Origin of the sequence: Sphingobacterium wenxiniae, from assembly GCF_900116225.1 — a bacterium.
GTDB lineage: Bacteria > Bacteroidota > Bacteroidia > Sphingobacteriales > Sphingobacteriaceae > Sphingobacterium > Sphingobacterium wenxiniae.
On record NZ_FOZZ01000009.1, the window covers coordinates 1 to 13,389 of the forward strand.

Annotated in this window: 14 protein-coding genes; 3 read left to right on the forward strand and 11 right to left on the reverse strand. The window is 39.6% G+C overall.

Annotation, left to right across the window (positions count from 1 at the left end; translation table 11 throughout):
- Positions 1-232: 232 nt before the first annotated feature.
- Complete coding sequence (locus tag BM375_RS12075; RefSeq protein WP_093366408.1) at positions 233-616, reverse strand: SRPBCC domain-containing protein; 384 nt, start codon at positions 614-616, stop codon at positions 233-235.
- A 68-nt stretch (positions 617-684) separates the two neighbouring features.
- On the opposite strand from BM375_RS12075, the gene BM375_RS12080 reads away from it, so the two are divergent.
- Positions 685-2,046 (forward strand): methyltransferase RsmF C-terminal domain-like protein, encoded by a 1,362-nt coding sequence (locus tag BM375_RS12080; protein ID WP_093366409.1) that lies wholly within the window; start codon positions 685-687, stop codon positions 2,044-2,046.
- Here BM375_RS12080 and coaBC read toward each other — a convergent pair.
- The 3 genes from coaBC to BM375_RS12095 are packed head-to-tail and all read right to left on the reverse strand — an operon-like array spanning position 2,033 to position 4,555.
- Positions 2,033-3,247 (reverse strand): bifunctional phosphopantothenoylcysteine decarboxylase/phosphopantothenate--cysteine ligase CoaBC, encoded by a 1,215-nt coding sequence (gene coaBC, locus BM375_RS12085; protein ID WP_093366411.1) that lies wholly within the window; start codon positions 3,245-3,247, stop codon positions 2,033-2,035. The genes BM375_RS12080 and coaBC overlap by 14 nt on opposite strands.
- A gap of 12 nt (positions 3,248-3,259) precedes the next feature.
- Entirely contained in the window at positions 3,260-3,589 is a 330-nt protein-coding gene (locus tag BM375_RS12090) for a DNA-directed RNA polymerase subunit omega (protein WP_093366412.1), read from the reverse strand.
- A gap of 39 nt (positions 3,590-3,628) precedes the next feature.
- Positions 3,629-4,555 (reverse strand): outer membrane protein assembly factor BamD, encoded by a 927-nt coding sequence (locus BM375_RS12095; RefSeq protein ID WP_093366414.1) that lies wholly within the window; start codon positions 4,553-4,555, stop codon positions 3,629-3,631.
- A gap of 227 nt (positions 4,556-4,782) precedes the next feature.
- On the opposite strand from BM375_RS12095, the gene BM375_RS12100 reads away from it, so the two are divergent.
- Positions 4,783-5,049: a NifU family protein gene (locus tag BM375_RS12100; protein ID WP_093366415.1), complete on the forward strand. Its 267-nt coding sequence runs from the start codon at positions 4,783-4,785 to the stop codon at positions 5,047-5,049.
- A 72-nt stretch (positions 5,050-5,121) separates the two neighbouring features.
- Entirely contained in the window at positions 5,122-5,772 is a 651-nt protein-coding gene (locus BM375_RS12105; RefSeq protein ID WP_093366416.1) for a peptidase associated/transthyretin-like domain-containing protein, read from the forward strand.
- Positions 5,773-5,782: 10 nt separating this feature from the next.
- Here BM375_RS12105 and BM375_RS12110 read toward each other — a convergent pair whose 3' ends face one another.
- The 7 genes from BM375_RS12110 to BM375_RS12140 form a co-directional block, all read right to left on the reverse strand.
- A complete protein-coding gene (locus BM375_RS12110; RefSeq protein WP_093366417.1) occupies positions 5,783-7,009 on the reverse strand; it encodes an FtsX-like permease family protein in 1,227 nt (408 codons plus the stop codon).
- 4 nt (positions 7,010-7,013) lie between these two features.
- Positions 7,014-7,655, reverse strand: coding sequence for an MBL fold metallo-hydrolase (locus tag BM375_RS12115; RefSeq protein WP_093366419.1), 642 nt, complete (start codon positions 7,653-7,655; stop codon positions 7,014-7,016).
- 154 nt (positions 7,656-7,809) lie between these two features.
- Positions 7,810-8,394 (reverse strand): gliding motility lipoprotein GldD, encoded by a 585-nt coding sequence (gene gldD, locus BM375_RS12120; RefSeq protein WP_093366420.1) that lies wholly within the window; start codon positions 8,392-8,394, stop codon positions 7,810-7,812.
- A gap of 1 nt (position 8,395) precedes the next feature.
- The gene (locus BM375_RS12125; protein WP_093366421.1) at positions 8,396-9,139 is read right to left on the reverse strand and encodes a shikimate dehydrogenase family protein; all 744 of its coding nucleotides are present in this window, start codon (positions 9,137-9,139) and stop codon (positions 8,396-8,398) included.
- Positions 9,136-10,545 carry a tetratricopeptide repeat protein gene (locus tag BM375_RS12130; protein ID WP_093366423.1) on the reverse strand — a complete coding sequence of 470 codons (1,410 nt, stop codon included), beginning with the start codon at positions 10,543-10,545 and terminating at the stop codon, positions 9,136-9,138. The genes BM375_RS12125 and BM375_RS12130 overlap by 4 nt, the downstream gene beginning before the upstream one ends.
- Positions 10,546-10,753: 208 nt before the next feature.
- Positions 10,754-12,136: an OmpA family protein gene (locus BM375_RS12135; protein ID WP_093366604.1), complete on the reverse strand. Its 1,383-nt coding sequence runs from the start codon at positions 12,134-12,136 to the stop codon at positions 10,754-10,756.
- A gap of 239 nt (positions 12,137-12,375) precedes the next feature.
- Positions 12,376-13,389, reverse strand: a complete 1,014-nt coding sequence (locus BM375_RS12140) for an inorganic phosphate transporter (RefSeq protein ID WP_093366424.1) — start codon at positions 13,387-13,389, stop codon at positions 12,376-12,378.

A 13,389-nucleotide genomic window follows, 5' to 3' on the forward strand; every position in this document is an offset into this window, starting at 1 on the left:
CATTCATTTGGACGTCCCTTTTTTGTTTCCCCCCCTGCCGGGCCGATGGTACTGTCCGCCGCGGCGGATGGGAGAGTGATCCGCCGTCTGGCGGATAATCTTATACAAAGCCCCTTACAGGAAACTGAAAGGGGCTTTTTGTTTATAGTCAAACAAATATATGGGTGCTACAATGGTGATAGTCTTATAGGAATAATCTCAATACGCAATACGCTCTACTCAATACTTAATACTACTCTTCCTCATAAAACTCTATGAGCGAAGCTATATAAGTGTCTTCCCATCCCTCTACAATATCTTCAAAAGCCTCATCCGGGATATTGGTCTGTTGTATTTCTAATGAAGTCCCTTTTTTATGCTCATGGAATTTGAAGGTGACAATAGACCTTTCTTCTTGCTCTCCAAAATACCATTCCTGTACGATTTTTGTGTAAGGCTCAAGTGTAATGAAGTTTCCTTGTATGGCGCCATCCCATAAGGAAAATTCCCCACCTTCCCGTGCATCAATCTGAACTTCATCTCCTGTCCATAATCGAGCGGTAATTTCTATAGTGAGGGCTTTATAGACATCTTCTGGATCTGTGGGGATGATATAGTATTTCTTAAAATCTTTCATATCCAAAGATACAGTAAGAACCTCATAAAAGGAGTTTCACTTTTCATTTTTTACCTTTACTTTTGGGTATGAGCAATTTTCTCCCTAATGAATTAATTCGACGCTTGACCGAACAAGATAACTTTGATGAAGCGGCCTTTATAGACGTACATGAGCAAGGGGATAGAATAACATCTATTCGTATGAATCCTGCAAAGAAATCTTCTTTGGATACCTCCTGCCTGAAACCTGTCCTTTGGTGTGAGAACGGTTATTACTTGTCAGAACGGCCGAGTTTTACATTGGATCCACTCTATCATGCGGGTTGTTTCTATGTGCAAGAAGCTTCTTCGATGTTCTTGGATCATATATTGCGATATCTGAAGTTGAAAGATAGTGAAACTAAAGCCCTAGATGTTTGTGCATCGCCGGGAGGAAAATCTACATTATTGAATACTACATTGGGGGAGACGTCATTATTAGTATCCAATGAGGTTATCAAAACGAGGGCGAATGTATTGGTCGATAATTTGGTGCGATGGGGCAACGCCAATGTTGTCGTGACAAACAATGATCCATCTGCATTTGGACGTTTACCGGGTTATTTCGATTTGATGCTGGTCGATGCTCCTTGTTCCGGTTCGGGGATGTTTAGGAAGGATAAGGATGCCGTAGATGAATGGTCTCTAGCAAATGTAAAGCTTTGTAGCGATAGACAGAAACGTATTTTGGCAGACTGCTTGCCGGCCTTAACTGAAGGAGGGGTATTGTTATATTCTACTTGCTCTTATTCCGTAGAGGAAAATGAAGAAGTTGTAGACTGGCTTTTGGCGGAGCATGGAATGGAATGTATCCAAATTCCGATAGATGGGACTTGGGGAATTGTGGAAATAGCTGGAGAAGGAAGATGGGCTTATCGTTTTTATCCACATAAGTTAGAGGGAGAGGGTTTTTTTATTGCCGCTTTGCGAAAAAAGAAAGATCAATCGACTTTCAATAGAAAAAAAATCAAACCAGAGAAAACCAATGTTCCTAAAGGTGTTGTAGAGAGATGGATTGAAAATGATAGTCGGTTTACTACGTTTATGCAGCATGATGATATACATATCTTTCCATTGCAATATAACCAGGATTTGATTGTTCTGAAGCAGATGTTATACCTAAAGAATGCAGGAACGTGTATTGGAAAATGGACAGGAAGGGAGTTGATTCCTTCGTATGATCTAGCGCTCAGTAACTATGTATTAGAAGAGCTTCCTTTTCAAGAGGTTGACCTAAATGTCGCTCAAGACTTTCTTCGCAAAGAAAACCTTGATCCGAATCACTTTACAGACCATCAAAGGGGTTGGGTATTGGTGAGGTATGAAGGTGTAAATTTAGGCTGGGTGAAGGTATTGCCAAACAGAATCAATAATTACTATCCGAAAGAAATTCGGATTATGCATTTATAGTTTCCTGGTGACGGATAATAGTATTGACAATATCCTCTGCGACCTCATTTTTAGGCTTTAATGAAAAAGATTGATGCTCACCATTGCGGTTAATTACTGTGACTTTATTGGTATCTCCAGCAAATCCTGCACCTTCGTCTTTCAAGGAATTGAGTACGATAAAGTCGAGATTCTTTCGTTTTAGTTTGTCTGTAGCATTTTCCACTTCGTTGTTGGTCTCCAATGCAAATCCTACTAAAGTTTGTATATTCGTCTTTCTCTTGCCTAAGGAAGCTAAGATGTCAGTCGTCCTCTTCAGCTCAATACGGAATGTGTCTTCTTTTTTCTTTATTTTCTCTGATGCGACTTGAACCGGTGTATAATCTGCTACGGCCGCACTCATGACGACAATATCTGATTCATCAAAATATCGTTCACAGGCATCCAGCATTTCCTGAGCTGAGATTACAGTATGTTTTTCTACGTTTGTAGGTGAAGGCAGTGTTGTAGGTCCAGAAACGAGGGTAACTTGTGCGCCTCTTTTTTCCAGTGCCTCAGCTATGGCATAGCCCATTTTTCCACTGGAATAATTGCCGATAAACCGTACAGGGTCTATGGCTTCATAAGTAGGTCCTGCAGAGACTAAAGCTTTCTTTCCTTTGAGGGGAAGCGAAGGGTTAAAATATTGCTGCAAGGCTTGTACAATTTCCTCTGGTTCTGCCATACGCCCCTCACCAATCAGTCCACTGGCAAGTTCGCCATGATTGGGTTTAAGCAAAGTATTTCCGTAGGCTTGTAACTTCGTAATATTTTGCTGAGTGGCGGGATGTTTCCACATATCCAAATCCATTGCTGGAGCAAATAGGACGGGACATTTTGCGGATAGATATGTTGCTAGCAAAAGATTGTCGCAAAGTCCGTTAGCCATCTTCGCAAGGGTGTTCGCCGAAGCAGGAGCAATAAGAAGTATATCTGCGTTTAATCCTAAGTCGACATGATTGTTCCATTGTCCGTTGGATTTGTCGTAATATTCAGACAACACGGGACGTTTGGATAAAGTAGCTAAGGTAAGCGGAGTAATGAAATGGTGCGCATCAGGCGTCATGATAACTTGAACCTGTGCATTTTCTTTTACCAAAAGACGAACCAACACTGCAATTTTGTATGCGGCAATACTGCCACATACACCAATTACAATATTCTTGTCCTTTAGTAAAGACATACCCTTGGGGGATTATTCTTGTTCTTTAGAAGGGTTTCTAAAATAGACTTTATCATTCAAAAACTCATCAATGGCAACCAAAGTTGGTTTTGGCATGCGTTCATAGTGTTTTGAGATCTCGATCTGTTCACGATTTTCGAAAACTTCTTCTAAATTGTCATTATTCGTTGCAAATTCTGCTAATTTGCCGTTTAATTCCTCTTTAACGTCTGTTGCTATCTGATTAGCACGTTTAGAGATAACAACAATAGATTCGTAGATATTGTCTGTGCTCAAATCCAATTGTCTCAAATCTCTGGTTACGGTTGAGTTTGGAATAGAAGTGTTCTTATTTTGGCTCATTGTTAAAGTATATTATAAAAATTCTTTTTACTTATTAACTTATTTGTTGGTATCTGATGTAGAAGCTGTTCCGTTTGCTTCTTCACTAGTGATACCTAATTCTCTTTGGCGCTCTTCCTGCGCTTTATTGTATTCGTCCATCCGCTTTGTTACCACAGCAATTTGTCGCTCGGCACCCACACGAAGATCGTCCGCTTCTTTTCTAAATTTGCTTTCCGGATAATTCTCAGTAAAAGCTTTGTAATAATCCAGTGCATCGTTGAAACGTTCCTGTTGGCGATGAATCATACTATTTTCTGCGAAAAGATATTGTGATTTGACAATCAGAAATTCAACCTCTTCTGCATATTTTGTATCTGGGTACTCACGAAGCATATTTTCAAATGCGATAACGGCAGCACGGTAATCGTCTGGCTGTCCCATGTTGAAGTACAATTTTGCATTGGTATATGCTTTCAGCTCAAGCTTGTCCCTTAGGCTTTGGATAAGATCACCAGCTTCTTGTGCTTTCTCTCCATCGGGATAAAGGTTGATGAACAATTGCAGCTCATCGATCGCTTTTCGTGTATTCTCTTGATCCAGAGATGCTCTTGGGGAATCGACATAGAAACAATATGCAGACATGAACCGACATTCTTCTGCACGAGGGCTGTTCGGATACGTTGTAGCAAAGTTTTTAAAAGCGTAACGTGCCGAAGTATAATCCTTCAGACGATAGTTCGTATAAGCGGTAAAATAGTAAAGATCTTCTGCTTCTGCTTGCCCACGGTAACGGGTCATCAACTCATCAAAAAGAACTAAGGCCTTAGTATACTTTTTGTTTTCGTAGAATTTGACTGCCTCCTGATATTTCATGGCAATATTGTTGCTGGCGCGCAACTTCTCAAATTTGCTCTTACACCCGGTGAAGGAGCCAAGCATTATTACACATGCCAATAAGGATACTATACGTCTATTTAAAAACATTTTACAAAGATACGTGAAATCTGTATAAGATTCAATTAATTTTTAGTGAGCCAAGATAAGTCAAAACCTAGAGGAAAACGACTTATTTAAAGAGCTTTAACATACTTTAACCTGTGGATATACACAATCTGTCAATGAAATGTTGAATTATGGGCTATAGGTTTTATCTATCTTAAAAAAATAATAAATTGACTATCTTTACACAGATAAATATTTTAGAAAGAAAAATGACATTACACGAGCGAGTAGAGCAGGCTTTAGATACCATTCGCCCTTATTTGGCAACAGATGGTGGCAACGTGAGTATTGAAGAAATTACTCCTGACCATGTTGTACGGTTACGGTTATTGGGGACATGTGCAAATTGTGCGATGAGTATTATGACGTTTAAAGCGGGGCTGGAACAAGCAATCAAAAAGGCCGTTCCAGAAATCATAGCAGTAGAGGCAATTAATCTAACCGATATGAATGACCCGAACGCAATCACTCCGTAACAATTTTGATCATATAATATGGTTAACAAAATTTAACAGGCTCCTTTTGAGGAGTTTGTATAAATTTGAAATATGACAGGAAGATTGAGGTATTACATAGGGTTGTTTTTTTTGATACTGGTAACGACGTCAAGTCAGGCTCAGCAGAAAAAACTGATTCAATTCAGCGGGCTTATCAGTTCTGTTGGGGGTGAGCTTCCTGTTCCTTTTGTTACGGTGACTAACAAGAGCCATAATAACCATGTCGTCGCTGCTGATAACGAAGGTTATTTTTCTTTTGTGGCTCATCCTGGAGATACCATTCTCTTTACTTCTGTGGGATTTGAGTCGTTGGAATACGTCGTACCACAGACCAACTCCGACAAATTCACGGCAAAAATTAGCATGAAAAGCATGGTTATTGAGCTTCCTGCGATTACACCTTTCCCTTGGGCGAGTATCGAAGAGTTCAATATGGTATTTATGTCTCTGGATATGAGCGGTGGTGATGCAGCACGTATCCGTAGGAATCTTTCTCCGGAAGCTTTAGCAGCCCTGTCTGCCGTAGTTCCGCGCAGTGCTGAGGAGATACAGAGTTTCAACGCTATGCAACGGCATATTAATATGAGCAATAAGGCAGTTAACCAACGTTATGCAAACCCGCTTCTAAGTCCTTTTGCTTGGGGATCTTTTATCAACTCCATTGTTAAAGGAGATTATAGCCGTGAACGATTGAAATATTAAGCATTAATTCTTAGATCACTTCTCTCTTTATTTCCTTAACACTCAATCGAGATGATATATAAGATACGATAATGGCTACACACATTACTGTTAAAAATACGACGATAAAATCTGCCCATCGGATATCCACAGGATAAACATCCATAATGGCATTTGCCCCTTCGCCGGTTCGTACAAAACCGAACCTTTCCTGAAATAGACAGAACAACAAGCCAAGTATAATCCCCACGAAGCTTCCGATAGAAGCAATCATCACACCTTCATAGAAAAAGATACGTTGGATAAGTGTCTTACTCGCACCTAAGCTTTGGAGAATGTTCATATCTTGTTTTTTATCAATCACTAGCATAGTTAGCGACCCGATAATGTTAAAGATAGCAATGATGCCTATAATCGTCAGAATAAAGAATACAACCCACTTTTCGGATTGTATCGTCTTGTATAATAAAGGATTCTGCTGTTCGCGGTTTTTGACTATATAGGATTCCCCTAAGAGATTTTGTATCTGTTTCTGGATTTTAGGGAGTGCTAGGGTATCACTTGTATAAATTTCTATGGCCGAAACTTTTTCATACTCATTCAACAGGTCTCGGGCAAAGTCTATTGGTGTAATAATAAAGTTATCGACAGATTGCTCATATTGCAAGACCCCAATAGGTGATATATTCCGAATGTTGATTTCATCTAAAGGATTGATCGTGTTGGATTGTGCTCCTTTCCGTGGGGAAAACAGCTGGATATGGTTGTTTATACCATTGATCGGTATTCGTAGATTCGCTTGAATTTGTGCCCCAATAAGTGCATAGAAGTTGCTATCCTGCGCAATGTCTAAGCTTCCAGCATAAAGCATATTTTCATGGTCAACTTCCTGTAAGCTTTGAGGTTCAATCCCTTTAATTTCGGCAATAAATTGTTGGTTGTTGTATTGTATAAGTGCTTTGTCCTCCAAAACCTCTGTGTAGCTTCTGATATAAGATTTTTGGCGAAGTTCAGTAAATTTTGTATCGGCTGTGGAGAACACCTTGCCTGTCGTTGGCTCAATACGTAATTCCGGAGCAAGGCTGCTATATAGTGAGAGGATAAGCTTTTCCATTCCGTTATAGAATGAAAGAACAATCACCAAGGCCGCACTACTGACCAATACTCCCACTACGCTAATGCCAGAAATGATATTGATTGCATTAACAGATTTCTTGGAGAATAGGTAGCGCTTAGCAAAAAAAAGGGGGAGTCTCATAACATTATCCTCTTACGAATGGATTTGTGTTTTTTTCGAAGCCTATCGTAGTTGAAGGTCCATGTCCGGGATACACAACTGTATCATCAGGGAGAACATAGAGTTTATTCTTGATGTTGTCCAATAACTGCTGGTGGTTGCCTCCTGGCAAATCGGTTCTGCCAATACTGTTTCGGAATAATACGTCGCCCCCAATCAGAAACTTATCTTGTTCAGAGTAAAAGCATAAATGTGCAGGCGAATGTCCAGGAACAAATAGTAGGCTTAATTCATCCTTACCAATACTTATCTTTTCATCTTCGGTAAGGAATATCTGTGGGATAGGAGAGGTTTCGTATCGAAAGCCATATTGCGGAGCTATATTTTCTACGACCACCAGCACGGGCACCTCTCCCTCATGAAATTGAGGAAGGAGGCCATATTGATCATATATGAAGCGATTGCCCAGAACGTGATCAATATGGCAATGTGTATTGAATAAAGCAGTAGGTTTTAACTTTTTTTCTTCAATAAAAGTGACCAGCGCTTTTTCCTCTTGCGGATTGGACATTCCAGGATCAAAAATAGCGCAATAACTTTCTTCATTATAGACTATATAGGTGTTTTCCTGGAAGGCGTTAAATACGAATGATTGAACTTTAAGCATAATCCCAAACCTACAGAAATTCACTTTTATATGCAATATAATTGCGGCATATAAAATGAATTATTCATCCGTAAATGTTATTCATAACATTCACGAGCGCTTCGTGGTTTGTGTAGCTCTCCTCTACCATCATGAGTAATTATGAAACCCGGAATTATTTCCAGCTAAAGGTATTAATTAAGTGATCAATATCTGCTCTGATAAAATCCAGAATAGGTTTTATAGAGTCGAGATGGGGCTTTTCGTTGAAATACAAAGCGCCCCTAAGATAGTGTTTCGTACTGTCGGATACGAAAAACTGTACGTTAGACGCTGAGTTTCCTCGTATTTCGTAGAGAATACCGTGTACATCCGTTTCCGTATGATGTATCACCACTTGATCGATAGCTGTTGCTTTTGCCGTATGTTTAAATGCAAATGTGCGAGCATCTTCTGTTAATTCTGCAAAACTTGCCTCTGGTGTGATGTTAAAATAGCTAATGTGCAAACGCGCATTAAAATTCGGGAAATCCAAATTTTTCCAACAAGGTTTTGCCTTTTCAGACAGGTCAGGGGCCCACACAGCGTATGTTGGCATTTCAAACGAAAAAGGGCAGCCCTGTTCGATTGGCTGGTAAGTTTTTTCAGGGAAATATAATCGGAAGAAACCTCTTGGCTTTGGCATAGCATCGGATGCTTGGTTACCACAGGAAGCGAGGGAAACTAAGATTCCAAAGAAAAAGAATAGGTGTTTTCCCATTTTATTGATTCCAGATTTCCCAGTTTTTTTCTGCCTGTAGAACTAACATTTCTAGACCATTTTTTGTCACGGCACCTTGTTCCTTTCCCAATCGTAAAAATAAAGTTTCCTCTGGATTGTATATTAAATCGTACAATAGGTGTTGCTTTCCAATACTATGGTACGGTATAGCCGGAGCTTCGTCTACATTAGGGTAGGTGCCAACAGGAGAGCAGTTGATAATTATAGTATTGGATTTGATGATAGAATCTGTTACCTCAGCATAGGTTAAATCACCATTTTCAGCTGTACGGCTTACGATTTTGTATGGAATTCCTAATTTATCCAATGTGTAAAATACAGCTTTTGCAGCTCCGCCATTACCCAGGACTAATGCAGTTTTATGATGTTGCTGTAGTAGCGGTTTAAGCGAGTTTTCAAAGCCGAAGGCATCAGTATTATAACCTTTTAGTCTAGTGGTGTTGTCATCTCTTTGTATGCGAATACAGTTAACGGCACCGATGATTTTCGCCTCTTCCGATAGTTCGTCCAGAAAGGGCATTACACGTTGTTTATGTGGGATCGTCACGTTGAAACCTTGGAAACAACTGTCCCCTTCATAGAGCTTAGGGAAGGAAGTTATATCCTCCAATGGATATAGATCATAATCTATCCCTTGTATATGCTCTTTTTCGAATTTTTCTAGGTAGTATTTTTTGGAAAAGGAATGCCCTAGTGGAAAACCGATGAGCCCTAATTTTTTCATGCGTTGTCAGTGTATTTTTTTATGATATCCACAATGATTTTGTTTCCCTGCAATTGGGGAAGATAATCAAATAGGATATAAAACTTCTCCGGATCTGCTGCTAACCCTAACTCTAAAAAATTCAAGGCTTCATTGTATTGTCCGTTTGCAAATAGATAAGCAACCAATCGATAGTATAATTCAGGAGCATCAGGGTTAGTTTTTATGGCATCTGCCATGACACCAATCGCTTCATCATATCGTTGCTCTTCAAAGTATATGGAGGAATAGTCCAGCCAAGCTTCGATATCATTGGGCGAAAGTTCTACAACTTTGTTGTAGGCACGGACTGATTCGTCGAATTGGCGCAGCTTGTATCGAGCATCCGCAATAGCAAACCAATAATCTGGGTTATCGTCTTCTAATTCTAATGCTTTTTTATAGAAGTGCAAAGATTCGAAATAGCGGTCGTCAAAGTCTAATGTGACCCCAATGCCAAACCATGCATCAGCCAAATACGGATCGAGCTTTACTGCTTTTTTATAATTTTCACGCGCCAAATCCATCTGTTCCAATTTCTCATAGCACTCACCTATGGCACAGTAAACATCTGCGGATGGTTTTTCGTATTCAAAACTCTGTTTGTAGACCTCAATGGCTTCTTCATATTTTTGTAGGTTCACCAACGCATTTCCTTTGTTGAAATAGGCGTAGACAAAAGATTCATTGATGAGGATACTATAGTCAAAAGCATCGATAGCCTCTTCGAAGCGCTCCATTCTTTCGTAGACAAGGCCAAGGTTAAACCAGGCTACATAGGAATAAGGATCATTATTGATATATTCGTTATAAAATGAAATGCTCTCCTCAGGCTTGCCTAAGGAATCGAAGCAAAAAGCTAAAGCGTGTAAAGCTTCTTCATTCTCGATATTGAACTCAAGAGATTTTTTTAAGTAAACACAGGCTTGTTCATAATTACCTGTTAGCTGATAGAGTTCGCCCAACTGAAAATAGGCTTCTGCCGAATCTGGCTCTAATTCTACAGCTTTTAGAAAAAGTTCTTCAGCGGTATCGATTTCACCCATATGTAGGTAAATACCTCCTTTTAATAAACAGATTTCAACACTATTAGGCTCTAATATACACGCTTTGTAGGCGGTGTCTAATGCTTCTGCATACTGCTGTGTGCGCATAAGCAAGAATGCCTTGCGACTTAGAAATATACTCTCATAAGGGTGCTGAGCAGTTGCATATTCCGCTACTTGGAGAGCCTTAGCCGGATCATTTTTGTCAATATAATATTCGATGATACTTTCAAATGCCTTTGCATCAAAAAAGTATTGATCCTGGTTCCGAAGCATTTCTTCATATCTGTCGACAGATATTTTCTGTTCTTCAGGTGAGCCAAATTCAAAATCTTCTTCCATTACGCTCCTTTCATTTTAAATAATCAAACCCTCGAATGCCACTACTTTAGAAGAAAATTAGCAAGAAAATGTGAGATATAGTATAGTTGTTTTTCCACATTTTCACAACCTTCCTGCAAATATAATGTAAATGATTGACTTATAGCAGAAAAGCCGATCCTATATAGGATCGGCTTTCTTATCATTTATAATTATTACCGAAGTAAAATTATTTTTTGATTTCTACACGACGGTTTTTAACACGACCTTCTTCAGTTGCATTAGAAGAAACTGGATTAGCTTCACCGTAACCGTTAGCAGTGATGCTTGAAGCAGCAACACCAGCGTTAACCAAGTATTGTTTTACTGCGTTAGCACGGTCTTTAGATAAGTTCAAGTTGTAAGCTTCAGTACCTTCTGATGACGCGTAACCATCTAAAGTAACAGATGAGTTGTTGTCACGAAGTTCTTTAGCTAATTTATCTAAAGTTGAGTAAGATTCAGTTTTCAATACAGAGCTATCGAATTCGAATTGAATAGGAGCATAGTAAGCACCTTCAGTAGCGTTGTTAACAACAGGCTCTGGGAATTTGATAGGACATCCTGAACCATCCACTACAGTACCTGCAGGAGTTCCTGGACATTTGTCGAATTTATCAGATACACCGTCACCGTCAGAGTCTTTGCTCAATTCGTTAACAGTACCTTCTAAAGCAGATACGCGTTGTTTCAATGCTTCAACTTCGTTACGCAAAGATGGATCTTTCAACTCATCGTATAAAGTAGCAACTGGGTTAGCAAATGTTAAGTTTTCTTTGTCTTTAGAACCTAAAGTGAATTCTAGACCACCGTATACGTTAGCGTAACGTTGTTTACCAGCACCGTGTCTGTTTGGTCCATACAATAAAGCCTCATCAGTGAAGTTCATTGTGTAACCCAAGTTCAATGCAACAACTTCAGATAATTTGAATTTTGCACCAACACCTACAGGAACAATCATACCTAAACGGTAATCTTTATCTCCTTTGTGATCTCTGTCACCTATTACTTCTTCACCCCAGTTACCTTTTTGATCCCATACAACAGTTCCAGTAAAATCGTTGTTAGCATACTGAACAGGGTTGTAAGAGAAAGCACCTAAACCTACTTTAGCGTAGAAGTTAACTGCATTTTCTCTTCTCAAAAAGTCGATAGTACCCAATTGGAATACACCGTTTAAGCTACCAGCCCAGTTAACAGAAGTTTTTGCTGAACGAGCATTGAATTGACCTTCTTGTGCAGGACCTGAAAGATCGTGGTTGTAAGTTTTGATAGTACCGCGGTTACCTTCTAATTCCAAACCGAAAAGGTGAGAGAATTGCTTACGGATAGTCAAACCATAGTACTCACCAACTTTATTTTGGAAGTAACCAACTTTTTGACCGAATGCGTTGTTTCCACCGATAAGTACGTTAGGGGTAGTGATACCGCCTTGTACACCGATAGACCAAGTTCTGTATTGCGATCTACCACCAAATACAGTTGGAGTTTGTGCTTGCGCAGTTTCAGCAAAACCTAAAGCGGCTACTAAAGATGCTGCAACAGCTGTTTTTTTAATTGTAGAATAGTTCATACTCTTGTTTTTAAGGTTATTAAAAATTTTTAATTGTTTCAAATCTGTCATTTAACATAGCTTTAACAAGAACAGTGCCAAAAAATATTTTTGCCCTTATTTTTTTATGTTAAAGATACTTTTATTGCCAATCAGCAAAAATATCCGCGTAAAAGTATATATATTCTTTTGTTCTGGCAAATTTTTCTGCTTTATTTATCGAAATACCTATTAAATAGTCATTCCTTGTATCAAATGTACTACAGGATAAAATGAATAATTGCTAATGTTATTCCTCCTAGAACAGCACTTACTGGAATTGTTAATACCCAAGCCCATAGTAAACTGATGGTAACTCCCCAACGAACGGCAGAAACGCGTTTTACAACACCTACCCCAATGATGGAGCCCGTGATAGTGTGTGTCGTTGAGGCGGGAATACCAAAGTGCTCCGTAATACCCAAGGTTACAGCACCAGCAGTTTCTGCGGAGACACCTTCTAATGGTGTTACTTTTGTAATTTTGGTTCCCATGGTCTTCACAATTTTCCAACCTCCGCTCATTGTCCCCGCAGCTATGGCAATATAACAAGATAAAGGAACCCAGGCAGGCATGGATTCAAAGTCTGGGATAACCTGCTGCGCAATCAAAGCTGTAGCGATGATACCCATTACTTTTTGGGCATCATTACCACCATGGGCAAAGCTTAAAGCCGCAGATGATATCAACTGACAGATTTTAAACCATCTCTCTGCCACAGCAGGGCGGGCGCGTTTGGCCAGATTTAATATGATAAGCGTCACGATAATCGAAATGATCATACCCATGACTGGGGCGAGCACAATAAAGGATACCGTTTTCAAGATGGCGCTTTGGTTGACTGCAGTAAAAGGATTGGCGCCCATAATCCAGGCATAAGCCATTCCTGATCCAGCAAATCCTCCGATTAAGGTGTGGGAAGAACTGGAAGGAATACCATAATACCAGGTGAAAAGGTTCCATGATATAGCAGCAACAAGCCCTGCAAAGATAACTTCGAGGGTAATGTACTCTTCGAGGACAGTTTTGGCAATCGTATTTGCCACTTTATGGTCGGTGAAATAAAAGTAGGCAGCAAAGTTGAAGATTGCAGCCCAGAGTACAGCCATAAAGGGGGTTAAAACTTTCGTTGATACAATCGTAGCAATAGAATTGGCCGCATCATGGAATCCATTGATGTAGTCAAAGGCTATTGCAAGAATAACAACAACGATTAATAATGTTGTAATACCCAT

Coding starts and splice junctions, on each gene's coding strand:
- BM375_RS12075 (WP_093366408.1), bottom strand. CDS start 616: ATGAAAGATTTTAAGAAATACTATATCATCCCCACAGATCCAGAAGAT.
- BM375_RS12080 (WP_093366409.1), top strand. CDS start 685: ATGAGCAATTTTCTCCCTAATGAATTAATTCGACGCTTGACCGAACAA.
- coaBC (WP_093366411.1), bottom strand. CDS start 3,247: ATGTCTTTACTAAAGGACAAGAATATTGTAATTGGTGTATGTGGCAGT.
- BM375_RS12090 (WP_093366412.1), bottom strand. CDS start 3,589: ATGAGCCAAAATAAGAACACTTCTATTCCAAACTCAACCGTAACCAGA.
- BM375_RS12095 (WP_093366414.1), bottom strand. CDS start 4,555: ATGTTTTTAAATAGACGTATAGTATCCTTATTGGCATGTGTAATAATG.
- BM375_RS12100 (WP_093366415.1), top strand. CDS start 4,783: ATGACATTACACGAGCGAGTAGAGCAGGCTTTAGATACCATTCGCCCT.
- BM375_RS12105 (WP_093366416.1), top strand. CDS start 5,122: ATGACAGGAAGATTGAGGTATTACATAGGGTTGTTTTTTTTGATACTG.
- BM375_RS12110 (WP_093366417.1), bottom strand. CDS start 7,009: ATGAGACTCCCCCTTTTTTTTGCTAAGCGCTACCTATTCTCCAAGAAA.
- BM375_RS12115 (WP_093366419.1), bottom strand. CDS start 7,655: ATGCTTAAAGTTCAATCATTCGTATTTAACGCCTTCCAGGAAAACACC.
- gldD (WP_093366420.1), bottom strand. CDS start 8,394: ATGGGAAAACACCTATTCTTTTTCTTTGGAATCTTAGTTTCCCTCGCT.
- BM375_RS12125 (WP_093366421.1), bottom strand. CDS start 9,139: ATGAAAAAATTAGGGCTCATCGGTTTTCCACTAGGGCATTCCTTTTCC.
- BM375_RS12130 (WP_093366423.1), bottom strand. CDS start 10,545: ATGGAAGAAGATTTTGAATTTGGCTCACCTGAAGAACAGAAAATATCT.
- BM375_RS12135 (WP_093366604.1), bottom strand. CDS start 12,136: ATGAACTATTCTACAATTAAAAAAACAGCTGTTGCAGCATCTTTAGTA.
- BM375_RS12140 (WP_093366424.1), bottom strand. CDS start 13,389: ATGGGTATTACAACATTATTAATCGTTGTTGTTATTCTTGCAATAGCC.